18 protein-coding genes and 1 pseudogene are annotated in these 23,676 nt (G+C 65.6%); 10 read left to right on the plus strand and 9 right to left on the minus strand.

What is annotated here, in order from left to right; translation table 11 throughout:
• The first annotated feature begins 27 nt into the window (after nucleotides 1-27).
• Together P9273_RS23385 and P9273_RS23390 are read left to right on the plus strand one after the other, a co-directional pair.
• Nucleotides 28-3,129, plus strand: a complete 3,102-nt coding sequence (locus P9273_RS23385) for a multidrug efflux RND transporter permease subunit (protein ID WP_278051018.1) — start codon at nucleotides 28-30, stop codon at nucleotides 3,127-3,129.
• The gene (locus tag P9273_RS23390; protein WP_278050879.1) at nucleotides 3,126-6,344 is read left to right on the plus strand and encodes an efflux RND transporter permease subunit; all 3,219 of its coding nucleotides are present in this window, start codon (nucleotides 3,126-3,128) and stop codon (nucleotides 6,342-6,344) included. Before P9273_RS23385 ends, P9273_RS23390 begins: the two co-directional genes overlap by 4 nt.
• Nucleotide 6,345: 1 nt before the next feature.
• On the opposite strand, the gene P9273_RS23395 is transcribed toward P9273_RS23390, so the two are convergent.
• Both P9273_RS23395 and P9273_RS23400 read right to left on the minus strand, forming a co-directional pair.
• A complete protein-coding gene (locus P9273_RS23395; protein WP_278050880.1) occupies nucleotides 6,346-7,116 on the minus strand; it encodes a pyrroline-5-carboxylate reductase in 771 nt (256 codons plus the stop codon).
• A gap of 137 nt (nucleotides 7,117-7,253) precedes the next feature.
• Nucleotides 7,254-7,544, minus strand: a complete 291-nt coding sequence (locus P9273_RS23400) for a hypothetical protein (RefSeq protein ID WP_278050881.1) — start codon at nucleotides 7,542-7,544, stop codon at nucleotides 7,254-7,256.
• Nucleotides 7,545-7,655: 111 nt separating this feature from the next.
• On the opposite strand from P9273_RS23400, the gene P9273_RS23405 reads away from it, so the two are divergent.
• Nucleotides 7,656-8,546 carry a LysR substrate-binding domain-containing protein gene (locus P9273_RS23405; protein ID WP_278050882.1) on the plus strand — a complete coding sequence of 297 codons (891 nt, stop codon included), beginning with the start codon at nucleotides 7,656-7,658 and terminating at the stop codon, nucleotides 8,544-8,546.
• Between the two features lie 82 nt (nucleotides 8,547-8,628).
• Here the strand turns inward: P9273_RS23405 and P9273_RS23410 are convergent, their stop codons facing one another.
• Nucleotides 8,629-9,240, minus strand: a complete 612-nt coding sequence (locus tag P9273_RS23410) for a TIGR00730 family Rossman fold protein (RefSeq protein ID WP_278050883.1) — start codon at nucleotides 9,238-9,240, stop codon at nucleotides 8,629-8,631.
• Between the two features lie 120 nt (nucleotides 9,241-9,360).
• On the opposite strand from P9273_RS23410, the gene P9273_RS23415 reads away from it, so the two are divergent.
• From P9273_RS23415 to P9273_RS23430, 4 genes are all read left to right on the plus strand, one after another.
• A complete protein-coding gene (locus tag P9273_RS23415; protein ID WP_278050884.1) occupies nucleotides 9,361-10,851 on the plus strand; it encodes a LysM peptidoglycan-binding domain-containing protein in 1,491 nt (496 codons plus the stop codon).
• 101 nt (nucleotides 10,852-10,952) lie between these two features.
• Nucleotides 10,953-11,288, plus strand: coding sequence for an ArsR/SmtB family transcription factor (locus tag P9273_RS23420; protein WP_278050885.1), 336 nt, complete (start codon nucleotides 10,953-10,955; stop codon nucleotides 11,286-11,288).
• The gene (locus P9273_RS23425) at nucleotides 11,288-13,171 is read left to right on the plus strand and encodes an ABCB family ABC transporter ATP-binding protein/permease (RefSeq protein WP_278050886.1); all 1,884 of its coding nucleotides are present in this window, start codon (nucleotides 11,288-11,290) and stop codon (nucleotides 13,169-13,171) included. Before P9273_RS23420 ends, P9273_RS23425 begins: the two co-directional genes overlap by 1 nt.
• A gap of 131 nt (nucleotides 13,172-13,302) precedes the next feature.
• Nucleotides 13,303-13,644, plus strand: coding sequence for an antibiotic biosynthesis monooxygenase (locus tag P9273_RS23430; RefSeq protein ID WP_278050887.1), 342 nt, complete (start codon nucleotides 13,303-13,305; stop codon nucleotides 13,642-13,644).
• Here the strand turns inward: P9273_RS23430 and P9273_RS23435 are convergent.
• Nucleotides 13,620-14,513 carry an SMP-30/gluconolactonase/LRE family protein gene (locus tag P9273_RS23435; protein WP_278050888.1) on the minus strand — a complete coding sequence of 298 codons (894 nt, stop codon included), beginning with the start codon at nucleotides 14,511-14,513 and terminating at the stop codon, nucleotides 13,620-13,622. The genes P9273_RS23430 and P9273_RS23435 overlap by 25 nt on opposite strands.
• A 184-nt stretch (nucleotides 14,514-14,697) precedes the next feature.
• Between P9273_RS23435 and P9273_RS23440 the strand changes: the two are divergent.
• Nucleotides 14,698-15,399, plus strand: a pseudogene (locus tag P9273_RS23440) (phosphatidylserine decarboxylase); the annotation flags it as partial.
• Between the two features lie 3 nt (nucleotides 15,400-15,402).
• Nucleotides 15,403-16,218 carry a CDP-alcohol phosphatidyltransferase family protein gene (locus P9273_RS23445; RefSeq protein WP_041001984.1) on the plus strand — a complete coding sequence of 272 codons (816 nt, stop codon included), beginning with the start codon at nucleotides 15,403-15,405 and terminating at the stop codon, nucleotides 16,216-16,218.
• Between the two features lie 13 nt (nucleotides 16,219-16,231).
• Here P9273_RS23445 and P9273_RS23450 read toward each other — a convergent pair whose 3' ends face one another.
• Both P9273_RS23450 and P9273_RS23455 read right to left on the minus strand, forming a co-directional pair.
• Nucleotides 16,232-18,454, minus strand: coding sequence for an AMP-binding protein (locus P9273_RS23450; RefSeq protein ID WP_278050889.1), 2,223 nt, complete (start codon nucleotides 18,452-18,454; stop codon nucleotides 16,232-16,234).
• 177 nt (nucleotides 18,455-18,631) lie between these two features.
• Nucleotides 18,632-19,039, minus strand: coding sequence for a tautomerase family protein (locus tag P9273_RS23455; protein WP_278050890.1), 408 nt, complete (start codon nucleotides 19,037-19,039; stop codon nucleotides 18,632-18,634).
• Nucleotides 19,040-19,151: 112 nt separating this feature from the next.
• Between P9273_RS23455 and P9273_RS23460 the strand changes: the two genes are divergently transcribed.
• Nucleotides 19,152-20,006 (plus strand): LysR substrate-binding domain-containing protein, encoded by an 855-nt coding sequence (locus tag P9273_RS23460; protein WP_278051020.1) that lies wholly within the window; start codon nucleotides 19,152-19,154, stop codon nucleotides 20,004-20,006.
• 181 nt (nucleotides 20,007-20,187) lie between these two features.
• Here the strand turns inward: P9273_RS23460 and P9273_RS23465 are convergent, their stop codons facing one another.
• From P9273_RS23465 to P9273_RS23475, 3 genes are all read right to left on the minus strand, one after another.
• Nucleotides 20,188-21,105, minus strand: coding sequence for a DMT family transporter (locus P9273_RS23465; RefSeq protein ID WP_278050891.1), 918 nt, complete (start codon nucleotides 21,103-21,105; stop codon nucleotides 20,188-20,190).
• Nucleotides 21,106-21,142: 37 nt separating this feature from the next.
• Nucleotides 21,143-22,039: a DMT family transporter gene (locus P9273_RS23470; RefSeq protein WP_278050892.1), complete on the minus strand. Its 897-nt coding sequence runs from the start codon at nucleotides 22,037-22,039 to the stop codon at nucleotides 21,143-21,145.
• Between the two features lie 140 nt (nucleotides 22,040-22,179).
• Nucleotides 22,180-23,676: a S10 family peptidase gene (locus P9273_RS23475; RefSeq protein ID WP_278050893.1), complete on the minus strand. Its 1,497-nt coding sequence runs from the start codon at nucleotides 23,674-23,676 to the stop codon at nucleotides 22,180-22,182.

Below are 23,676 nucleotides of genomic sequence, written 5' to 3' on the forward strand. Positions count from 1 at the left end.
GCGCCCAGCGGTCTCGTTGCCGGCTGGCTGAACCCGTCGCGGCCTTTCATCCTGCGGCCGGTGGCGACCACGCTGATCATGGCCACCATCCTGATCGTCGGCTTGATCGCCTATCTGTTCCTGCCGCTCTCGGCTTTGCCCGAAGTCGACTATCCGACGATCCAGGTTCAGACCTTCTATCCCGGCGCCAGTCCCGAGGTGATGACGACGTCGGTGACCGCGCCGCTCGAGCGCCAGTTCGGCCAGATGCCGGGGCTGGAGCAGATGTCGTCCGGCTCCTCGGCCGGCGCCTCGGCCATCACGCTGCGCTTCAGCCTCGATCTCAGCCTCGACATAGCCGAGCAGGAAGTGCAGGCGGCGATCAACGCATCGGGCAATCTCCTGCCCGCCGACCTGCCGGCGCCGCCGATCTACGCCAAGGTCAATCCCGCCGACGCGCCGATTCTGACCTTGGCGGTCACCTCCAAGACGCTGCCGTTGACGCAGGTCGAGAACTATGCCGAGACGCGGCTGGCGCAGAAGATCTCGCAGCTTCCCGGCGTCGGCCTGGTCTCGATCTCCGGCGGCGAGCGCCCGGCCGTGCGCGTGCAGGTCAAGCTCAAGGCGCTAGCCGCCATGGGCCTCAACATCGACGACCTGCGCACCACCATCGGCACGCTCAACGTCAACACGCCGAAGGGCAGCTTCGACGGCCCGGCGCGCTCCTACACCATCAACGCCAACGATCAGGTCGCCGATCCCAAGACCTATGCCGACATGGTGATCGCCTATCGCAACGGCGCGCCGGTGCGGCTGGGCGAGGTGGCCGACATCATCGAAGGGCCGGAAAACTCCAGGCTGGGCGCTTGGGAAAACCGCACGCCGGCGATCATCCTCAACATCCAGCGCCAGCCGGGCGCCAACGTCATCCGCGTTGTCGACGGCGTGAAGGCGCTGTTGCCGCAACTGCGCGCCGGCCTGCCGGCGGCGCTCAGCGTCGAGCCGCTCACCGACCGCACCACGACGATCCGCGCCTCGGTCGACGACGTCGAGTTCGAGCTGGCGATGGCGGCGCTCCTGGTCGTGCTCGTCACCTTCCTGTTCCTGCGCAACATCCCGGCGACGATCATCCCGAGTCTGTCGGTGCCGCTCTCCCTGGTCGGCACGTTCGCGGTCATGTATCTGTGGGGCTTCAGTCTCGACAACCTGTCGCTAATGGCGCTGACGATCGCTTCCGGTTTCGTCATCGACGACGCCATCGTCATGATCGAGAACATATCGCGCTTCATCGAGCATGGCGATGATCCGGTGACCGCCGCGCTCGAAGGCTCGGCCCAGATCGGCTTCACCATCATCTCGCTCACCGTTTCGCTGATCGCGGTGCTGATCCCGCTTCTGTTCATGGGCGATGTCGTCGGCCGCCTGTTCCACGAATTCGCCGTCACTCTGGCCATCGCCATCGTCATCTCGGCCATCGTCTCGCTGACTTTGGTGCCGATGCTGTGCGCCAGGCTGTTGAAGCCGCCGGCCGCGCGCAGGCCGGGCGCGCTGGCGCCCTGGAGCGAAGGCGCCTTCGAGGCGATCGCGCACGGCTATGCCGCGGCGCTGCGCTGGGTGCTCGACCGCCAGGCGCTGACCTTGCTGGTGGCGCTCGCGACCCTGGCGCTTACCATCTACTTCTACGACGTCATCCCGAAGGGTTTCTTCCCGGTGCAGGACACCGGCGCCATCTCGGCCATCACCGAGGCCGCGGGCTCGGCGTCCTATGCCGACATGGCGGCGCATCAGCAGGCGCTGGCCGACGCGATCCTGAAGGATCCCGACGTCTCCAGCCTGTCGTCCTTCATCGGCGTCGACGGCCAGAACATGACCGCCAACAGCGGCCACATGCTGATCAATCTGAAGCCGCGTGACCAACGCCAGGCGGACGCCAGCGCCATCATCAGGCGGCTGACGCAGGAGACGTCCGGGGTCACCGGCATAGCCCTGCACATGCAGCCGGTGCAGGACCTGACGGTCGATTCCACCATCAGCGCTTCGCAATACCAATATGTGCTGCAGGATTCCGATCCAGTCGAGCTTGCGGCATGGACGACCAAGCTCACCGACAGGCTCTCGGCGCTGCCCGAGCTTGCCGATGTCGCGAGCGACAGCCAGCAGAGCGGCCTTGCCGTCGACGTAACCATCGACCGCGCTACCGCCGCGCGCTTCGGCATCACGCCGGCCACCGTCGACAACGCGCTTTACGACGCCTTTGGCCAGCGCATCATCTCGACCATCTTAACCCAGTCCAACGAATACCGCGTTATCCTCGAGGCCGATCCGTCGGTCGGCCAGACGCCGGCCTCGCTGGGCTCGATCTATCTGCCGTCCTCCGGCTCCGGCCAGGTGCCGCTGTCGGCGATCGCCAGCATCAATATCCGCCAGGCGCCGTTGCTGGTGAACCACCTCGCGCAGTTTCCGGCCGCGACCATTTCCTTCAACCTTGCTTCCGGCGTCTCGCTCGGGGATGCCACCGCGGCAGTCACCGCCGCCAAGCGGGACATGCAGCCGCCCGCCGGCCTGACGACCGGCTTCCAGGGCGCCGCCCTTGCGCTGCAGAGCTCGCTCTCCAACGAGTTGCTGCTGGTGCTGGCGGCCGTCGCCACCGTCTATGTCGTGCTCGGCGTTCTCTACGAGAGCTTCATCCACCCGCTGACCATCCTGTCGACGCTGCCCTCGGCAACCGTCGGCGCATTGGTCGCGCTGATGCTCGCGGGTCATGACCTCGATGTCATCGGCATCATCGGCATCGTGCTCTTGGTCGGCATCGTCAAGAAGAACGCCATCATGATGATCGACTTCGCGCTGCAGGCCGAGCGGCTGCAGGGGCTCGACCCGCGCGAGGCGATCTACGAGGCGTGCCTGCTCAGGCTCCGCCCGATCCTGATGACCACTTTTGCGGCACTCTTCGGCGCGCTGCCGCTTCTGGTCGGCGGCCTGGCCGGCTCCGAGCTGCACCAGCCGCTCGGCATCACCATCGTCGGCGGGCTGATCGTCAGCCAGGTGCTGACGCTGTTCACCACGCCGGTCATCTATCTTGCCTTCGACCGGCTGACGCGGCGCGGCTCCGGCATTGCCGAAGCTCCTGCTGGCGGGTCCTCGCCGTGAACCTCTCTGCGCCGTTCATCGCTCGGCCGGTCGCCACCACGCTGCTCGCGATCGGCTTGGCCGCTGCCGGCCTGATCGCCTATTTCAATTTGCCGGTGGCGCCGCTGCCCAAGGTCGATTTCCCCACCATCTCGGTGCAGGCCTCGATGGCGGGCGCCAGCCCGGACACGATGGCGACCGATGTCGCAGCACCGCTGGAGCGCCACCTCGGCCAGATCGCCGGCGTCTCCGAGATGACCTCGCGTTCGGGCACCGGCTCGACCAATGTCGTGCTGCAATTCGGCCTCGACCGCGACATCAACGGCGCGGCGCGTGACGTTCAGGCCGCGATCAACGCCGCGCGCGCCGACCTGCCGTCGGATCTGCACAGCAATCCGACCTATCGCAAATACAACCCCGCCGATTCGCCGGTGATGATCCTGGCGCTGACCTCGCGCACGCTCACCCCCGGCCAGCTCTACGACGCGGCCGCGACCGTGCTGCAGCAGCGCCTGTCACAGGTCGAGGGCGTCGGCAATGTCGACCTCGGCGGCTCGTCGCTGCCGGCGGTGCGCGTCGAGCTCAATCCCGGCGCGCTATTCCATTACGGCATCGGCCTGGAGGATGTGCGCGCGGCCCTTGCTTCCGCCAACGCGCGCAGTCCGAAAGGTTTCGAGGAAGACGGCGCGTTGCGCTACCAGCTCTACACCAACGACCAGGCGAGCCACGCCGCCGACTTTCGCGATCTGGTCATCGCCTGGCGCAACAACGCGGCGGTCAGACTTCGCGACATCGCCGATGTCGAGGATTCCGTCGAGGATGTGCGCAATCTCGGCCTCGCCAATGGCGAGCCGGCGGTGCTTCTGGTGCTCTACCGCGAGCCCAACGCCAACATCATCGAGACCGTCGACCGCGTCCGCGCGCTGATCCCGACACTGCAGGCCTCGGTGCCGGCCGATGCGCGGCTCAGCATCGCGACCGACGGTTCGACCACGATACGCGGCTCGCTGCACGACACCGAACTCACGCTGGTGCTGGCGGTGCTGCTCGTCATCCTCGTCGTGTTCTCATTCTTGCGCGACTGGCGCGCGGCACTGATCCCGAGCGTCGCGCTGGTCGTCTCGATCCTCGGCACCTTCGGTGCGATGTATCTGCTCGGCTTTACGCTCGACAATCTATCGCTGATGGCGCTCACCATCGCCACCGGCTTCGTGGTCGACGATGCCATCGTGGTGCTCGAAAACATCACGCGCCACATCGAGGACGGCATGCCGCGCGGCAAGGCGGCGCTCGTCGGCGCCGGGGAAGTCGGCTTCACCGTGCTGTCGATGAGCGCCTCGCTGGTCGCCGTCTTTCTGCCGATCCTCTTGATGGGCGGCATACTTGGCCGCCTGTTCCAGGAATTTGCCCTGACGCTCTCGCTGTCGATCGCCATTTCGCTGGTGCTGTCGCTGACGGTGACGCCGATGATGTGCGCGCATTTCCCGCGCCCGGCTGCGAGCTCATCAGTCAGGCGCTCGTTCCTGGCGCGCTTCGGCGAAGGCGTGTTCGAACGCGTCCGCGCCGGTTACGGACGTTCGCTCGCCTGGTCGCTCGACAATGCGGAAATCATGCTGGTGGTGCTTCTCGCGGCCATCGTCTTCAACGTCTATCTCTACACGGCGGTGCCGAAAGGCTTCTTCCCGCAGCAGGACACCGGTGAGTTGATGGGCGGTCTGCGCGCCGACCAGGCCATTTCCTTCCAGCTGATGCGGCAGAAATTCGAGCAGCTGGAGCAGATCCTCAAAAGCGACTCGGCGGTCGAGAATGTGGTCGGCTATATCGGCGGCCGGCAGACCAATTCCGGCTTCGTCCAGGTCGCCCTGAAACCGAAGGGCGAGCGGGCGCCGCTGCAAGTCGTGCTGGCGCGGCTGCGCACGCAGCTCGGACAATTGCCCGGCGCGCAGCTCTTCCTCAATCCGCGCCAGGAGATCAGGGTCGGCGGCCGCCAAAGCCTGGCGACCTATCAGTACACACTGCAGGCCGACACCACCGCCGACCTCGACGAGTGGACGCCGAAGCTGGTCGATCTCCTGAAAAAGGCGCCTGAGCTCACCGACGTCAATTCCGACCGCGACGAAGCCGGGCTCGAAACCAACATCACTGTCGATCGCGAGAGCGCTGCCAGACTCGGCCTGACACCTCAAAGCATCGACGCCACGCTTTACGACGCCTTCGGCCAACGTCAGGTGTCGACGATCTTCAACGCCCGCAACCAGTATCATGTCGTCATGGAGGTGGCGCCGCACTATTTGCAGGACCCAAGCGCATTGAACGGCATCTATGTCAGCACCTCAGGCGCTGCGGCGAGCGGCACGCAGCAGACCAATGCGCTGGCCGGCAGCTTGACGGGCTCGCTGCGCAACCAGGCGACCAACGCCATCGCCGTCACCGGCCATGGCAGCGCCTCGAGTGGTGCTGCGGTCAGCACTTCGGCCGAGAAGATGGTGCCCTTGGCCGCCTTCAGCACCTACGGTCCGGCGACCATGCCGCTCTCGGTCAACCACCAGGGCCATTTCGTCGCCACGACCATTTCCTTCAACCTTGCCGATGGCGCGACGCTTGGCGATGCTTCGGCAGCGATCGACCGCGCCATGGCCGAGCTCAAAATGCCGGTCACGATCCATGGCTCCTTGGCCGGCACAGCGCTCGCCTTCCGCGCCAACCTGCTCAACGAACTGCTTTTGATCGCCGCAGCACTTGCCACGATCTATGTCGTGCTCGGCGTGCTTTACGAAAGCTATGTGCACCCGATCACCATCCTGTCGACGCTACCCTCGGCGGGCATCGGCGCGCTGCTCGCGCTCATCGTCACCGGCATGGAGTTCGATGTGATCTCGCTGATCGGCATCATCCTGCTGATCGGCATCGTCAAGAAGAACGCCATCATGATGATCGACATGGCTTTGCAGGCCGAACGCCAGGAAGGGCTCTCGTCCCGCGCGGCGATCCACAAGGCGAGCGTCCAGCGCTTCCGGCCGATCATGATGACGACCTTTGCCGCGCTGCTCGGTGCGCTGCCGCTGGCGATCGAGACCGGCACAGGCGCGGAACTGCGCCAGCCGCTCGGCGCGGCGATCGTCGGCGGCCTCATCGTCTCGCAGCTCCTGACGCTCTACACCACGCCGGTCGTCTATCTCTATCTCGATAGGCTGAGCGCGCGCAGACGCTCAGCGCGGCTTGCGCCGGCCGAGTGAGCTATTTGCCGGCAATGCGCCGGTGCACGCGGTCAAGACTCTCGGCGAAGGCCTCGAACGTGCCCCGTTCCGTCAGCTCGCGCAGCACTTGCTCGTTGATGCCGCCGCGCGTCGCATAATCCTGCGCAAGATGCATGAAATCTTCGTCCGGCGCCGTATCCGGCGCGTTGGCCAGCGCCTTGTAGATGCTGGTGATGTAGTCGCGGGCCTTGTCGCCCGGAACGCCTTGGCCGCGCACCCAGGCGTGGATCGTGTCGAGATATTTGAAATAGCTGGCATAGGTCGCGGTGACGACGCTGAGCGCATCGAACTCGCCCTGATCCTCGACCTCGATCACCCGGCCAAGCTTGCCGAAGAACGCCGCGACGATCGGGTCCGGCGGGCAGATGAGTGTCGCGCCCTGCAGGCGGGCGATCATCGGCATGGGCAGGGCCTTGCCGACATGCGCGGCCGGCGCCACGAGGCCGGCGATCTCCTCGCGCGATATCGTCGCGATCAGGCTGACGACGTGATGGTCCTTGCGGAACCGCAGCTCCTTCAGCACCTCGTGCGCGATCTGCGGCCGCACCGCCAGCATCACCGTGTCGCACTGGTCGAGCACGGCCTGGTTGTCGGCGGCGATGCGAACATCCGCAAAGCGCTGGGCAAGCGCCGCGGCGATCGCCTCGTTGCGCGGCGAGACCACGACCGGCGTCGTCTCGCCCGGCAGCGATTTCAGCCCGGTGACGATGGCCGAGCTCAAGGCGCCCGTGCCGACAAAGCCAAGTTTCATGGATATTCCGCCCTGTTTCGGATCGCGGCCGACAATAGCGCCGGCTTCGTCTGCGGCAAGGGGAGCGGGTGGCCGCGGTTACGGCCCCGAGGCGGTGAGGGTGCTGCGCGGGATAACAGCCTCACCTGAAGCCTCACTCAGCGCTTCGGCCCGAAACCGGGATAAGGGTCCAGCGGCACGATCGCCGCGATGTCCATCATTCCGGCTTCGATCAGCGGCAGCGTGGCGAGGTGGCCGCGCACTTCCTTCTCGTTGGCCGCCTCGAACATTATGCCGGTGCCGGGAACGTCGCCGCGGTTCCAGATCTGGCGCACCGCGCCTTGCACGTAGAGCGTCTTGCGCTGCTCGGATTCAGGCGGGAGCAGGGGAGCGAAATCGGCGTCGCTGAACTTCTGGGTGTTGCGGGTAAGCAGGGCAAAGAACTGCATGGCGGTCTCCTTCGTGGCTGGTTAATGCGGGAGATATTGCGCCGGCTGGTCAGACTGTCCAAGACTGATTAGGTTATGGTTGAGACATTTGAGGACTGAGTTGGAGGCAAAATGCTCGACCTGCGCCAGATCAGATATTTCGTCGCCGTCGCCGAGGCCGGCAATGTCGGCCGCGCCGCCGAGCAGTTGCACATTTCGCAATCGCCTCTGAGCCGGCAGATCATCCAGCTCGAGGAGCAGCTCGGCGTCCCCTTGTTCGAGCGCGTGAAGCAGCGCGTCCATCTCAATGCCGAGGGCAAGGCCTTCCTTGCCGAAGCCCGCGCGCTGCTCGCCAATGCGGCGCGGCTGGAAGAACTCGGGCGCAATCTCGCCAGCGGCGCCGCCGGCAGCCTGGCCATCGGCTATGTCGAGGGCGCCGTGCATTCCGGGCTGGTTGCCGCGATGCTGAAGGACTTTCGCCGGGCGCGGCCGGATTTCCACCTGCAACTCAGGAGCCGGCGAACCGCGGCGCAGTTCGACGATCTAAGGCAGCGGATCCTTGACCTCGGTTTCGTCTATTCTCCGGCGCCCGAGGGCGATCCCGATCTTGAAAGCATGCTGGTGCGGCGCGAGCCGCTGGTGCTGGCAATGCCGGAAAGCGATCCGCTCGCCAGTGTCGCCGACATCGCACCCGGCCATCTCGATGGCCGGGTCTGGATCACCGTCGTGCGCCAGCCCGGCGACACCAACCGCGCGCAGTTCCTGGCGGCCTGCGTCGAATCCGGCTTCATGCCCGATATCGCCTATGAGACGAACGACCCCTTGACCTCGCTCGGCCTGGTCAGCGCCGGCCTCGGCCTCGCCACGGTCCAGGAAAGCCTGCGAAGCGCCGCACCGCCTGGCGTGATCTTCCGCGACCTGCCCTGGTTCAAGCGCAGCGTGTCGATCCATCTGGCATGGCGCAGGAATGATCGGCGGGCGGTGATTGGGGATTTGAGGAGGGCGGTAGGGGTTAGGCAGTAAGCAGTAGGCAGTAGGCAGTAGGCAGTAGGCAGTAGGCAGTAGGGCCTGTCTTCCCTATTGCCTACTGCCTAATCCCCACTGCCTACATTTTGTCTATCACCGACTGCACCCCTTCCGTCGGGGCGTCGACCGACGAGCCCGCCACCATGATGGCGGCGACGATCGCTTCCGGGTCGTTGACCACCAGCGGCTTCACCCTATGCGCGGTGTGGATGAAGCCCTCCTCCGACATGTGCTCGATCAGCGCCAGCATCGGGTCCCAGAAACCCTTGACGTTGGCGAAGACGATGGGCTTGCGGTGATGGCCGAGCTGCGCCCAGGTCATGATCTCGACGATCTCCTCCACCGTGCCGATGCCGCCCGGTAGCGCCACAAAGGCGTCGGATTTTTCGAACATGCTATGCTTGCGCTCATGCATATTGTCGGTGATCAAGAGTTCATCGAGCTTGTCGAGCGCACTTTCGGTCGCTTCCTTGTTGATCAGGAAGCGTGGGATGATGCCGGTGACTTTGCCGCCGGCCTTGAGAGCGCCATCGGCGACGGCGCCCATGATTCCCTTGGTGCCGCCGCCATAGATCAGGCGCAACCCGGATTTGGCAAGCGAGCGGCCGAGCGTGTGGCCGGCCTTGATATAGGCCTCGTCGCGGCCCGGAGACGAGCCGCAATAGACGCAGACGGATCGAATCGTGTTCATGGCGATGATTGGTGATGGGGACGGTTGGCCGGGTCAAGCCCGCCGACGGGCTTTTTCTTGTGAGCGTGGAGAAAACACGCTAGACCGGGCGTTAGGTGGCTAAGGGGGCACTAAGGAATTATGGCTATCAATCCTTCCAAGGCGTTTTTGTTTGCGGCGGGCGGCGTTGTCGCCGTCGCGGCGGTCGCCTACGGCTCGGGCGCGCTCGACCCTTATATCAACAACCAGAAGCCGGCGCAGGTCGCGGCGCTGCCGCAGGGCGATGCGAAACCCGCTGAATCCTCGAGCACGGGCACGGAGGCGCGCGTGCCCCAGGCTCCTTCAAACACAATGGCTCCGGCGAATACGATGGCGCCTGCCAATAAGATGGCGCCGGCCACCACAACGCCCGCCCAGGCGCCAGCCGCCGCTACAGGCCCGACTCTGCCGACCTTCGATGTCGTGCGCGTCGAAGGCAATGGCTCGGTCGTCGTCGCCGGCAGCGCCGCGCCCAACGCCAAGGTCGAGATCCTGAGTGGCGGCACCGTGCTCGGCTCGACCGATTCCGGCCCGGACGGCGCCTTCGCCATCGTGCTGGACGATCCGCTGAAGCCGGGCGACTATACGATCACGCTGCGCCAGACGGTCGGCGGCACTACCGTCGCCTCGGCCCAGACCGCCGTCGTCTCGGTGCCGCAGAGCCCGACGGGTCAGGTGCTGGCCATGGTCGAGGAGCCGGGCAAGGCCTCGCAACTGATCACCGTGCCGCAGGCCAAGACCAAGCAGGCGGCGCCGGGCGCAACCGGTGAGGCGGCGGCGCCTGCGGCCCAGGCTCCGGCTGCGACCGCGCCGACTGCATCCGACACGGCCTCGGCGCCGGCTGCGACCGCGCCGGCCGCCACCGACCAGGCGACCGCGCCGGCTGCGGGTGCCGCGGCGGAGCCCAAGATCGCCGTCGAAGCGGTCGAGATCGACGGCGGCAAGATCTTCGTCGCCGGCACGGCCGATCCCGGCCGCAAGGTGCGTGCCTATGCCGGGGACATGCTGCTCGGCGATGCAAAGACTTCGCCCGACGGCCATTTCCTGATCGAGGCGAAGCGGGACATCCCGGTCGGCAGCTACACCATACATGTCGACGGGCTGGATGATGACGGCGTCAAGGTCGTCGCCCGCGCCGCCGTACCGTTCGAGCGCGAGCCCGGCGAGTCGATGGCCGCCGTCGCCCCCAGCGAGATGAAGACGGGCGAGGCCAAGCAGGCCAAGGCGCCCGCGACCGCTGAAACCAAGCCGGCCGCAACGGCCGAAGCGGCCAAGCCCGCCGAGGCTCCAGCCAAAGTCGCTGAAGCGACGCCCACGACCGATGTGCCCGAGACGGTCGCGCCCAAGCTCGAACATGCCGACAGCGCGGTCATCATCCGCCGCAACGACACGCTCTGGCGCATCTCGCGCCGCGTCTACGGCCATGGCACTCGCTTCTCGACCATCTATCTGGCCAACCAGGACCAGATCCGCGATCCCGATCGCATCTGGCCGGGCCAGGTGTTCAAGGTGCCATCCAAGTCGAAGGAAGGCGAGGATGCCGACATGAAGGCTTTGGGCGAGCAGATGACCACTCCGACGAAGACGGAGTGAAGGTGGCGATTGGCTGATCTCCCCCACGAGCGGGGAGATTAGCTCTCTATCCATCCGCCTAGCTTGCCCTCCCATCCTTCATCGTCTATCGCCGATGGACGATGACCGAATCCCCCGAAATCCGCTGCAGCGACAGTCACGCCATGGCGCTCCGCCTGGCGGCGCTTTCGCATCCGGCACGCATCGAGATCCTGAAGCGCCTCTCGGCCAGCTCCTGCTGCTCCTGCCGTGAGGTGGTCGATCATCTCGACCTCGCCCAGTCGACCGTCTCGCAGCATCTGAAGGTGCTGGTCGAGGCGGGGCTGGTCCGCTTCGAGGCCGACCGGCAGCGCTCGCGCTATGCCGTCGACCACGCCGCGCTGGCCGGTGTGTCGGCCTCGCTCACCGAGCTCGTCAACTCCTGCTGCCCCAGCCTCTCACCCAAAAGGCAAGACTAGTGGCCGAAAAAACCGTATCCGCCGAAGCCGGCACCCTCACGACCCTGCGCAACCTCTGGCCCTATATGTGGCCGGCCGAACGCGCCGATCTTAGAGCCCGCGTCACCTGGGCGACGCTGCTTCTGGTCGTCGCCAAGGTCACCTTGGTCGCCGGCCCGTATTTCTTCAAATGGGCGACCGATGCTCTGGCTCACGCCTCGAAGGCGCCGCCGCCGCTGCCAGCTTTCCTGCTCGCGCCGATTATGCTGGTCATCGCCTACAACCTGTTGCGCCTGGTCCAGCTCGGCTTCAACCAGCTGCGCGACGCGCTGTTTGCCCGGGTCGGCCAGTATGCGGTGCGCCAGCTCGCCTACCGCACCTTCGTCCACATGCACCAGCTGTCGCTGCGCTTCCATCTTGAGCGCCGCACCGGCGGCCTGTCGCGCATCATCGAGCGCGGTACCAAGGGCATCGAGACGATCGTGCGCTTCATCATGCTGAATACGGCGCCGACCATCCTCGAATTCGCGCTGACGGCCGGCATTTTCGCCTTCACCTATGGCTGGAAATACGTCGTCGTGGTCGCCGTGACCGTCTGGCTCTATGTCTGGTTCACGGTCAAGGCGAGCGACTGGCGCATCTCGATCCGCCGCGACATGAACGACAGCGACACCGACGCCAACACCAAGGCGATCGACTCTTTGCTCAACTTCGAGACGGTCAAATATTTCACCAACGAGCGCATGGAGGCCGAGCGCTTCGACCGCTCGATGGCGCGCTACGAGATCGCCGCGACCAAGACCTGGACCTCGCTGGGCTGGCTGAACTTCGGCCAGGGCCTCATCTTCGGCCTGGGCACCGTCATCGTCATGTGCATGTCGGCGCTGGAGGTGCAGGCCGGCACGCAGAGCGTCGGCGACTTCGTCTTCATCAACGCCATGCTGATCCAGCTCTCGGTACCGCTCAATTTCATCGGCTTCATCTACCGCGAGATCCGGCAGGGCCTGACCGACATCGAGCATATGTTCGACCTGCTCGACGTGCCCCAGGAGATCGTCGACAAGCCGGATGCCAAGCCTTTGAAGGTCGGTCCCGGCAAGGTCGAATTCCGCGACGTGCATTTCTCCTATGATCCTAACCGCAAGATCCTGAAGGGGGTCTCCTTCGAGGTGCCGGCCGGCAAGACGGTGGCGATCGTCGGACCGTCCGGCGCCGGCAAGTCGACCATTTCCAGGCTTCTGTTCCGCTTTTACGACGTGCAGCGCGGCCAGGTGCTGATCGACGGCCAGGACATCCGCGATGTCACGCAGGAGAGCCTGCGCGCGGTTCTCGGCATGGTGCCGCAGGACACGGTGCTCTTCAACGACACCATCGCCTATAACATCCGCTACGGCCGCGTCAGCGCCAGCGAGGAGGAGGTGCGCAAGGCCGCCGAGCTGGCCCAGATCGGGCCGTTCATCGACAAGCTGCCGGAGGGTTACAAGTCGATGGTCGGCGAGCGCGGGCTGAAACTGTCGGGCGGCGAGAAGCAGCGCGTGGCGATCGCCCGCACCATCCTCAAGGCGCCGCCGATTCTGATGCTGGACGAGGCGACCTCGGCGCTCGACACCCAGACCGAGCAGGAAATCCAGGCCGCGCTCGACCTCGTCAGCAAGGGCCGCACCACCATCGTGATCGCGCACCGCTTGTCGACGGTGATCTCGGCCGACGAGATCATCGTGCTCAAGGACGGCCAGATCGCCGAACGCGGCACGCATGCGGCGTTGCTCGCCAAACACGGCCTCTACGCCTCGATGTGGGACCGCCAGCGCGAAGCGACCGAAGCCGAGGAGCGCCTGCGCATCGCCCGCGAGAGCGACGAGCTGGGGGTTGTTGTGCGGCGCAGGACGTCGGAGGTGAGCTAGCGCCGACTTCACCTTCTTCCCAAGGGGAGAAGGGAAGGGCGAAATCCCCCTTGACCTCAACTTAACTTGAGCTTGCAAACCGTCTCCGAGCCCCTGCGAAGCAACTCGTCCAAGAACGGAGACAGATCGAAATGAGCATCAAGAACCACCGCACCGGCAGCGTGTTCCGGGTCGATAAATTCGTCGTGCCGGCGCAAGCGCGCGACGAAATCCTCGGCAAGGTCATCATGACGCACGAATTGCTGCGCCAGCAGGAAGGCTTCGTGCAGGATTTCCTGCTGGAACAGTTCTCCGGCCCGGGCGAGTTCAACATCGTCACCCTGGTCGAATGGGAAAGCCAGGACGCCGTCGACAAGGTGGTGCCGATCGTCAAGGCAGCGCATGAGCGCATCGCCTTCAGCGCGCAGGAAACCATCGCGCGCCTCGGCGTCAAGGCCGACATCGCCAACTACCAGCGCGTGCCGGAGGTGTAGGAGGGCCATCCGGCGCCAGGCGCGGTTACGGTGATGCTCAGCACCTGACCGGTGCGAGAGTCGCTCACCATGTTTTCGAAGCCGCGCCATTCGGCGGCGAGGATGAAAAGCGTCTTGCCGTCGGCTCCGCCCAGCACGCAGGCAAAGCAGCCGCGATCGACCTCGACCTTGTCGACTTTCTCGCCGCCCTCGCGCACCCTGACGCAGTGCCGGTTCGGTACATCGGCATACCAGACACAGCCTTCGGCATCGATGCAGATGCCGTCGGGATAGTCGTTGCCGAGGTCAGCCCAGACGCGCCGCTTGGAAAGGCTGCCGTCTTCGCCAATATCGAAGGCGGTCAGCCGCCTGGCGTGAGATTCGGCGACGATCAGCGTCCGGTTGTCCGGTGTCACCGCCATGCCGTTGGCGAAGGCGATATCCTCGGCAACCTGTCGCAGCGTGCCGTCCGGCGCGACCAGCACGATGGTGCCCGGCCCGAAATGCTCGCCCGGTGCCGGTGCTGGTCCGCCGCCATTGACGTAGACGTGGTTGCGGCCATCGACGACAATTTCGTTCCACGAGTTCTTCGACAGTCCCGTGAGGTCGGCATGTGCGACGAGCCCGCCATTTGCCTCCTGCCGGAGCAGAAGGCCATCCCGACCCGAAACGACGAGCAGTCGTCCATCAGACAGCCAGTCGATCGAATAGGGCAGGACAGCCGGCACGGTCAGCATGACCTCGCTCTTGCCCTCTTCGTCCACGGCGACAATCTTGCCGGTGCCCCAGTTGCAAAGCCAGAGCCGCCCCTCATGCCAGCGCGGAGATTCGCCGAAGGCGAGGCCTTCCATGATGATATTGGCTTTCCTGACGCTGCTCGATGACGACATTGGCCGGCTCCCTGGGCGCGTTGTCCAGCCTAGGACGGATGAGATGGCCGGGTTCCTACAGTCGTGTTGAAAGTCGCGGCTATCATCGCCGTACCCGCCGCTCACTCTTTCCCATTGTTGCGTTGCGGGGAGGGGGGCTTTCGGCTATTGAGGCGCAACCTGAAACAGGGACCGCCCCCAAAGTCCTATGACGCTTCTCGACTCCGTCAAGAACACGTTCGTCCCGATCCATCGCGAAGGCTATCCCTTCATCGCCGCCTTCGCCGCGGCAACGCTGTTTCTCGGCTATTTCTCCTCGATCCTGTTCTGGATCGGGCTGATCCTCACCGCATGGTGCATCTATTTCTACCGCGATCCCGAGCGCGTCACGCCGGTCGACGACCGGCTGGTGGTGAGCCCGGCCGACGGCGTGATCTCGGCGGTCGGGCCTGCCGTGCCGCCGAGCGAGCTTGGCCTGGGCTCGGGCGAGATGACCCGGATATCGGTGTTCATGAACGTGTTTTCCTGCCACATCAACCGCGCGCCGGTGCGCGGCCGGATCACGCGCATCGAGCACAAGCCCGGCAAATTCCTCAATGCCGAGCTCGACAAGGCGAGCGCCGAGAACGAGCGCAACGGCCTGGTCATCGACAGCCCGAACGGCACGATCGCCGCCGTGCAGATCGCCGGGCTGGTGGCGCGCCGCATCGTCTGCTGGGCCGAGGCCGGCGGTACGATCGCCATCGGCGAGCGTTTCGGCCTGATCCGCTTCGGCTCGCGCGTCGATGTTTTCCTGCCCTCGGGCGCCGTGCCGCGCGTCGCGGTCGGCCAGACGGCGGTCGGCGGCGAGACGGTGCTTGCCGAATTTGGCGGCACGGCGGTCACGCCCTTGGTCAGGATTTCCTGAGCATTGGGCGCGCCGTTCAAGAAATTCGAGGCCCACGCCAGCGGCGGACCGCGCATCCGCGAGATCCCGATGCGCATGGTGCTGCCCAACCTGGTCACGGTGCTTGCCATCTGCGCCGGCCTTTCGGGCATCCGCTTCGCCTTCGAGAACCGCTTCGAGATCGCAGTGGTCATGGTGCTGCTCGCCGCCTTCCTGGACGGCATCGACGGGCGGCTGGCGCGCATGCTGAAGGCCACCTCGAAATTCGGCGCGCAGATGGATTCGCTGGCCGACATCGTCAATTTCGGCGTTGCGCCGGCCCTGGTGCTCTACGCCTTCCTGCTCGATCGCGCCGGCTCGCCGGGCTGGATCGCGGCACTTCTCTTCACCATCGCCTGCGGCATGCGGCTTGCCCGCTTCAACGTGCTGGCCGACGACACCGACCAGCCGGCATGGCAGACCGAATATTTCGTCGGCGTGCCGGCTCCGGCCGGCGCCGTTCTGGTCATGCTGCCGCTCTATCTCTATTTCCTGCGGCTCGGGCTCGAGCCCAGCCGGCCGGCCGCCTTCATCGCCACCGGCTTCACCGTGCTCATCGCCTTCCTTCTTGTCAGCCGTCTGCCGGTCTATTCGGGCAAGAGCGTCAAGGTTCCGGGCGACAGGGTGCTGCCGGTCATCCTCGGCGTGGTGCTCTACATCCTCTTGCTGATGACCTATCCCTGGTACACGCTGACCGCTTCGGTCGCAGGGTATCTGCTGTTCCTGCCGCTCTCCGTGCGCGCCTATTCGAAGCGGGCCATGCGCGAAGGCGAAAAGGTGCCGCCCTCGGATATCGGTTAAAGCCGGCGCCTATCTAAGCCGCCGCGCTCAGCCCCAGCCGGTCGATCGCCAGTTTGCGCGCCGAGATGTAATCCGTCTTGCCCGAACCCAGCACCGGAATCTCGTCGACCTTGATGATGTCGTTGGGCACCATCAATTCGGCGGCACCCGCCTTCTTGCCGAACTGGCGCAGTTCCTCGGCATTGGCGTCGTCGGCGGTAGTGACCAGCACGATGCGCTCGCCGCGCCTCTTGTCGGGCACGGCCACCGCCGCGTGGCGCTCTTCCGGCCACAGCGACTGCACCAGCATCTCGACGGCGCCCAGCGACACCATCTCGCCGGCAATCTTGGCGAAGCGTTTGGCCCGGCCGCGTATGGTGATGAAACCCTCGCGGTCGATCGAGACGATGTCGCCGGTGTCGTGCCAGCCTTCCAGTAGCTGCAATTCACCGGGACGGTCGGCGGTCATATAGCCCATCATCATGTTCGGCCCGTCGAGCCACAGCCGGCCGCCCTCGGCGATACCCTCGACCGGCTCCAGCTTCATGCGGATGGCCGGCAGCGGCCGCCCGACCGTGCCGTCGCGGCCATGGATGGCGGTGTTCACCGCCACGACGGGCGCGGCTTCGGTCAGCCCGAAGCCTTCGACGATCGAGGCCTGGAAGCGGTCGCGATAGGTGCGCCGTGTTTCCGGCTTCACCGCTTCCGCGCCGGCCACGACGAAGCGCAGGCTGGAGAAGTCGCCGTCCTTGGCGGTGCGGGCATAATTGGCAAGGAAGGTGTCGGTGCCGAACATCACCGTCGGCTTCACCTTGCGGGCGATCTCGGGGATGATCTTGTAGTGCAGCGGCGAGGGGTAAAGGAACAGCTTTATGCCGAGCACCAGCGGCAGGACGGTGCCGCCGGTCAGGCCGAAGGAATGGAACACCGGCAGCACATTGAGCAGGATGTCCGCCGGCGAGACGGAGACGCGCGCTTCCGCCTGCATCACATTGGCGAGCAGGTTACGGCTCGACAGCACCACCGCCTTCGGCGTGCCTTCAGAGCCCGAGGTGAACAGGATGACGGCTGGCTTCGAGGCTTGCTGGCGCTGCAAAGGCAGGCGCCACAAAAGCGCGGCCGCGACTTTGTCGAGGGTCGTCACGCTGGCCCGCACATCCTCCAGCCAGAGCATCTTCGCGCCGCCCGCCTCAACCGCGGCGACGATGTCGTCGATGCCGGCTTTTTCGATGAAGGTGCGGGACGAGATCACGGTGCGGATCACGGCGGTGCGGACCGCCGCGGTCACGCTCGCCGGGCCGGCGGTGTAGTTGACCATTGCGGCGACGCGGCCCGCCGAGATCAGGCCGACGAAGGTGAGCACCACGCCATTGGCGTTGGGCAAGAGCACGCCGACCGCTTCGCCGGGCGCCGTCACCGCCTCGAAATGGCGGCCGAGCACGCGAGCGCCGATGAACAGCTTGCGGTAGCTGAGCGAACCGGAAATCACATCCTCGATGATCGGGCGCGAAGGGCCAACGCGATCGGCGGCGTCGCGCATGGCGAGGAACAGCCCTCGGTCGAGATTGGTGCCGTAGAGCCGCGCTTCGGCGAAACGGTCGAACAGCGCGTTGGTGTTGGAGGCCATGTCGGGATTGCGCGCCGTAAGCTCGGCGATGGTCATCGGCTCCAGCGCGCTCACCGACAGCCGCGGGAACCAATGGCGTGGCGCTTTCTCCTTCGGCGTCAGCGACACCGGCAGGTCGCGCGTGCCGGCAACGAAGATCGGCACAATGCGGGCGTCGGCCTGCATGGCCATGCGGGTGATGGCGCGAAACAGCCGGAAGGATTTGACATCCGGCTCGACATTATCCGGCAGGTAGACGGCAAGCCGCCCCTTGCCCTTCAGCACGCGCACCAGCCGTCGGCTGACGAAGACATGCTCGGCGTTGAAGGCGATGGTGCGGGCAAGCTCGCGCCACGGCTCCAGCCAGGGCGAGCGCGCCGAGGCGTCGTCCAGGATATGCAGCGTATCGTCGGGAAGCAGCGACAGCATCAGCGCCGGCTCGAAGCGCGACTGGTGCGAGACGACATAGATCACCGGCGTCTTGGCGCTGCGGGCAATGCGGATGCGGTTGTCCACGATGCGATAGGCGAGCTTGAACGGCACATAGAGCAGCGCCTGGGTGAAGCGCAGGTCGAGCCGGAACCGTTCGATCACCGCGATCAGCAGCCAGGCAAGAACAAGGCCCGCCAGCAGCGCTAGGGTCAGGATCATGCCGCTCTCTCCCAGTCTCCTCCAGCGCGGCTCTTGAGCGGCCGCTTCGGCGGCAGAAGGTAGCGGAAGTGGGGGCAAGGTCAATGTGGGGGGAAGGCCGGGCTCCCCCTTCTCCCCTTGTGGGCCTGTTCTCGCTGACTGCGCAACAGGCCCACAAGGGGAGAAGGGGACAGGCGCCTACGCCGTCTTCAGCCTTCCGCTGATGAAGCGGAACTCCTGGCTCTTGCCGCCAAAGCCGTAGGCCGCGGCCGGCACCTCGTGCACCAAAGCATAGCTTTCCTCATGCACCCCTTGGAGCAGCCGGCCGAAAGCCTCGAAGATCGCCTTGAGATAGGCTTCGAGCTCAAGCTTGGTGTTGGTGCCGTCGACGACCTTGATGTCCAGCCAGAACGTGTTGGTCCCGAGCTCGGCCAGCGACTTGCCGCCGGCGAACCAGTGCTGCGGATCGATATAGTTTACTGCCACGGCGGTGACCGTCGGATCCTTGCGTAACTCCCTTGCGGTGATCTCAGTGATCTCCCTGGCAATCGCGGCGGACAGCTTGGCGTCGGGCCTGCCGGTGACGCTGACATTGATGATCGGCATTTTTCTCTCCTTCGGTTCGAGGTCTTGTGCCTTCGAATGGAAGGAGCGTGCCATCATCATACCATCAAAAAAATCGAATTGTTTTTGATAAATGCTTCGATATCGTCGAAGTGTGGAAACGCTCGATCCCGATCTGCTGAAAACCTTTCTCGCCTTCGTCGACGGCGGCTCGCTCGCCAAGGCCGCGTCCGCCGTCGGCCGCACGCCGTCGGCGGTGACCGCGCAGATGCAGCGGCTGGAAGAGATCGTCGGCGAGCCGCTACTCACCCCGCAGGGCAGGGGACGCGGGTTGACGCCGGCAGGCGAAGACCTTGTCGGCCATGCACGGCGAATTCTTGCCGTCCACACCGAAGCCTGGCTGGCGCTGAAAGGCGCGCGCGCCGGCGGCCGCATAGCCATCGGCACGACGCAGGATTTCGCCGACCACGGCCTGCCGGACCTGTTGCGCGCCTTCGCGATCAGCCATCCGCGCGTCAGGATCGAGCTGCGCGTCGGCCGTTCCATGGAACTCGGGTCGGCGCTGCAGGCGGGCCAGCTCGACCTCGCGATCACCATGCGCCATTCCCCATCGCCGGATGAAGCCGCTGTGATCAGCGAGTCGATGCTGTGGCTGTGCTCGGAAAAAGGGCTGGCGGCGCGGCAGGAGGTGGTGCCGCTGGCGCTGCTCGATCCCTATTGCGGCTTCCGCGAGGCCGCGCTCAACGCGCTGGACGCTGCCGGCCGCCGCTACCGTATCGCCGCCGGAAGCGCCAGCCTTGCCGGTCTGCGCAGCGCGGTCAATGCCGGCATCGCACTGACGCCGCGCACCCGGCGTTTTGCCCATTCCGGCATCGTCGAGGCATCTGCCGATTTCAACCTGCCGCCGCTGCCGATGGCCGATTTCGCCATCCGGCTCGGCCGCGAAGCGGCCCGCCCGGCGCGGGATCTTGCGGAGCTTCTCGGCGGCGGGCTGGCCTTGTCGTCCTGATAAAAATCGCGGTGCGACATCCCGCGAATTCCCGAACAAACAATTCCCAAAGAAAAAGCCGACCTTTTTGCGGGTCGGCTTCTAGTCGGACGGGTCGAGGGGTTTGGGGGGACTTGGGGGGTGACCCGTCGATCTAACAATGCCTGAGCCGGATGATGGTTCCGTGAGTGGCGAAATATTTTTACGCCGTCGCGGACTTCGCCTTCAGCCAGTCGCGCCCGGCATGGGCAAAGACCGCGCAAAGCACGATGGCGCCGCCGATGACGCTGGCCATCGGCGGAACCTCGCCGAGGAACAGCAGGGCAAACAGGATGGCGAAGGGCACCTCGGCCGAGCCGAGCAGCCCGGCTTCGGCCGACGGGATCAGCCGCGAGCCTTCCGTCCACAGGATCGAGGCCAGCGCGAAGGAGCAGCCGAAGGTGGCAAGCAGCACCACGTCGCGCGTCGAGACGGCCAGCGGATCGGTGACGAACCAGCCGAGCACGAAAAGCAGGAAGGCCGAGACGGCGCCCGCCCATACGACCGGCGAGTCGCGGAAAGCGCGCACCATGATCATGTAGAGCGCGCTGCCGGTGGTCATCAAAAGCGCCAGCCCGTCGCCGAACAGGTGTCCGCTGCCGAGGCCGGCACCCACCATGATGGCGACGCCGCACAGCGATACGGCGGCCGCGACCATGGTCTGCAGCCGGAACTTTTCCCGCACCAGCAGGAAGGCAAGCAGCGCCGCGATGAAGGGCGAGGTCGCGTAAATGACGGCAACATTAGCGACATAGGTGAATTTGAAGGCAGAGATGAAGGCGATACTGGCGGCAGCACCTTCAATCGCGAGCAGCCAGCCCCGCCAGCCCAATCTCAGGCTCTCGCGTCCGCCCGAGCGGCGCCGGCGCCACAGCACATAGAGCGTGATCAGGATCGAGCCGAAAAAGCCGCGCCAGCAGGTGATGGTCAGCGGGTCCGCATGGATCGACTTGGTCAGCACGCCGGTGAGCGCGAAGGCGACAGCCGATGCCGACACCAGGATGATGCCGAGCGTGCGCTCGGCCGCCACGTCGGCGGCGGCAGGCGCAAGCTTTTCGGGCATGTCAAGCGTCTCCGTCATGGCGCCAGCCTAACCAGTTGCTCCTGACAGCCTTCTGTCATGAGGCGTGTTCCCGTCTGCGGAAATGCTCGTTGCCGACGATGAGCAGGCCGGCGCCAATGATCAGCGCCGCGCCCATGAACACTTCCGTGCGCGGCACGTCGCCCCAGATGGCGTAGCCCAGCGCGAAGGCCCAGACCAGCGAAGTGTATTCGAACGGCGCGATAATCGACACCGGCGCGCGCTTCATGCCTTCGAACAGTACATATTGAGCCACCCCGCCGAGCGCCCCGACGCTGACCAGCAAAAGAAGCTGCCGCCAATCGGGCATGCGCCACCAGAGCAGCGCCGGCACGGCCGAGAAGAGCAGGAAATAGAAATTGTTGAGCACCAACTGGATCGTCGTGCGCTCCTGCAGCGCCGTCTTGCGCAAGAGCACCACGGCGATGCCCCACAAAACCGCGGCGGCCAGCACCAGAAGCACCGGCACGGAGAGGCCGAGCCGGGTCGGATCGCAGGCGATGAAGACGCCGACGAAGCCGATGACCACTGCGATCCAGCGCAGCAGCGGCACCGTCTCGCTCAAGATCAGCACCGACAGCACGGTGACGATGATCGGCGCGGCGTAGTAGATGGTGGTGAGCTCGGCAAGCTGCAGCGAGCGGGCGGCATTGTAGTAGCAAAGCCAGGCGGCGAGCGTGAAAGCGCTGCGCACCAGCATCGGCCTGACGATCGGTGAAGCGATCGTGTCGGCAAACAGCCGCTTCCCTCCGATCGCGCCGCAGGCGAGGAGCACGGTGATCGAGCGCACGAACATGATCTGCCAGACCGTCATGCCGGCGACCAGAAGCTTGATCGAGGCATCCTGCGCCGAAAACAGGAAATAGGCGGCGGCCGTGAACAGGATGCCGGCCAGCACCCTTTCGCGGCTTTCGAGGATGACGACATCGGCCATGCGGTTTCAGCGTGCTTGCGTGAAGCGGTTCCGCCCCAGTCGGGACCGTTGCTCCAGCTATACGGGCGAAAGCTTGCACGGCGCTGCTCCACCGCGGCGCTTGCGTTGGCGCAGGCCTTTTGCCGCGTGCCTGCCGGAGCCTATTGCGTCGCCTGGTAGAGTTCCGATGCCGCATCCTTCAGCGCGCGCCGCCCGTCCGGCCGCAGATACATCATATGGCCGCCATCGACGACGTCGAGGCGGATCGGCTTGGTGTCGCCGAGAGAGGGAAGCTGGTTCACCAGATAGCGCGAGGCGAGATAGGGCGTGACGAGGTCGGTATAGCCGTTGACGATAACGACGCCGAGGGCAGGGTTGAGCGAACGCGCCCGCTGCAGGTCGTTCATCACGCCGGCATAGCCTTGGCCCGATGTGCCGTAATCCCAGTTGCGGCTGACCTCGCCATTGAGCAGCCGGTAGCTGACATCGGTGCGGTAGTTGAGCTCGTCGCGGGCATAGGCGACGAAGGCGGAGGTAAGCACTGGAACGCTGCGGTCGAGCACCGGATCGGGTCCGGTGTCACGCGCGCTTTGCGGCGCGATGTCGGCAGTGCCGATGGTGGCGTCATAGGGACTGAGAACCTTGCCCGTGGCGCGCTGGAATTCCTTGGCGAAAAGTCCGATGGGGATGCGGGCGAAATTGCGTTGGACAAGCTCGAGCGGCAGGCCGGTGATCTCCGACACGCGCCCGCTGGCGAGCTTTCCGCCTTGCTCCAGCCCGCTGTTCAGCGCCGTCAGGTAATCGCCGAGCGCGTAACGCTCGACCTCTGCCAGCCTGTCGCGCAACGCGTCGCCGCTCACGCCGTCGCCCTTGAGCCGCGTCGCCGCCAGCGAAGGCAGCTCCAGCGCCCAGTGCAATTGGTCGAACTGGTCGGGCCGCACCAGCATAAACTCCAGCGCCGGCGAGATCAGCACGATGCCGCTGGGGCTCAGGCCCACATCTTCCTGCAGCGTACGGGCAAGCAGCGCGGCGCGGAAGCCGCCATAGCTTTCGCCGGCGAGGAACAGCGGCGATCCCGTGCGGCCGTTCTGCGCCAGATAGAGGCGGATGAAGGCGCTGACCGAGCTGGCGTCCGCGTCCACGCTCCAGAATTCTTTCGGCTCATGCCCCGGCGCTTCGCGGCTGTAGCCGGTGCCGACAGGATCGACGAAGACGAGATCGCTCATGTCGAGCCAGCTGTCGGGATTGTCGATGAGCTTTTGCGGCGGCCGCCGGAACTCGCCGTCGGCGGCGGTCTCGACGATGCGCGGTCCGATGGCGCCGAGATGCAGGTAAGCCGAAGCAGCACCGGGTCCGCCGTTGAAGACGAAGGTGATCGGCCGATCCTTGGCCGGGACGGGCGACTGCTGCGTGTAGGCGACATAGAATATCTCGGCCGTGACCTCACCCTTGCCGGACAAGAGCGACAGCGTGCCGGCCTTGGCCTGGTAATCCAGCTTGCGCCCGCCAAGCGTGATCGAATGCTCGGTCACCTGCGGCACCGGCAACAGCGACAGCACGCCGCCGGTCGGGGCCGGCCGTTGCGGTGTTTCTGCGAAGCTTGGCTGGGCGAAGGCGGCGAGCGCCAGGAAGGCGAGGGGGACGAGCTTGAATCGCAT

The sequence above is a fragment of the Mesorhizobium sp. WSM4935 genome, from assembly GCF_029625735.1.
In the GTDB taxonomy this organism is placed as follows: Bacteria; Pseudomonadota; Alphaproteobacteria; order Rhizobiales; family Rhizobiaceae; genus Mesorhizobium.

Excerpts from the sequence above, each read along its gene's own strand:
- P9273_RS23410 (WP_278050883.1), bottom strand. The coding sequence starts at position 9,240 with ATGAACACGATTCGATCCGTCTGCGTCTATTGCGGCTCGTCTCCGGGC.
- P9273_RS23415 (WP_278050884.1), top strand. The coding sequence starts at position 9,361 with ATGGCTATCAATCCTTCCAAGGCGTTTTTGTTTGCGGCGGGCGGCGTT.
- P9273_RS23465 (WP_278050891.1), bottom strand. The coding sequence starts at position 21,105 with ATGACGGAGACGCTTGACATGCCCGAAAAGCTTGCGCCTGCCGCCGCC.
- P9273_RS23420 (WP_278050885.1), top strand. The coding sequence starts at position 10,953 with ATGACCGAATCCCCCGAAATCCGCTGCAGCGACAGTCACGCCATGGCG.
- P9273_RS23475 (WP_278050893.1), bottom strand. The coding sequence starts at position 23,676 with ATGCGATTCAAGCTCGTCCCCCTCGCCTTCCTGGCGCTCGCCGCCTTC.
- P9273_RS23450 (WP_278050889.1), bottom strand. The coding sequence starts at position 18,454 with ATGATCCTGACCCTAGCGCTGCTGGCGGGCCTTGTTCTTGCCTGGCTG.
- P9273_RS23470 (WP_278050892.1), bottom strand. The coding sequence starts at position 22,039 with ATGGCCGATGTCGTCATCCTCGAAAGCCGCGAAAGGGTGCTGGCCGGC.
- P9273_RS23430 (WP_278050887.1), top strand. The coding sequence starts at position 13,303 with ATGAGCATCAAGAACCACCGCACCGGCAGCGTGTTCCGGGTCGATAAA.
- P9273_RS23400 (WP_278050881.1), bottom strand. The coding sequence starts at position 7,544 with ATGCAGTTCTTTGCCCTGCTTACCCGCAACACCCAGAAGTTCAGCGAC.
- P9273_RS23395 (WP_278050880.1), bottom strand. The coding sequence starts at position 7,116 with ATGAAACTTGGCTTTGTCGGCACGGGCGCCTTGAGCTCGGCCATCGTC.
- P9273_RS23435 (WP_278050888.1), bottom strand. The coding sequence starts at position 14,513 with ATGTCGTCATCGAGCAGCGTCAGGAAAGCCAATATCATCATGGAAGGC.
- P9273_RS23405 (WP_278050882.1), top strand. The coding sequence starts at position 7,656 with ATGCTCGACCTGCGCCAGATCAGATATTTCGTCGCCGTCGCCGAGGCC.
- P9273_RS23455 (WP_278050890.1), bottom strand. The coding sequence starts at position 19,039 with ATGCCGATCATCAATGTCAGCGTCACCGGCAGGCCCGACGCCAAGCTG.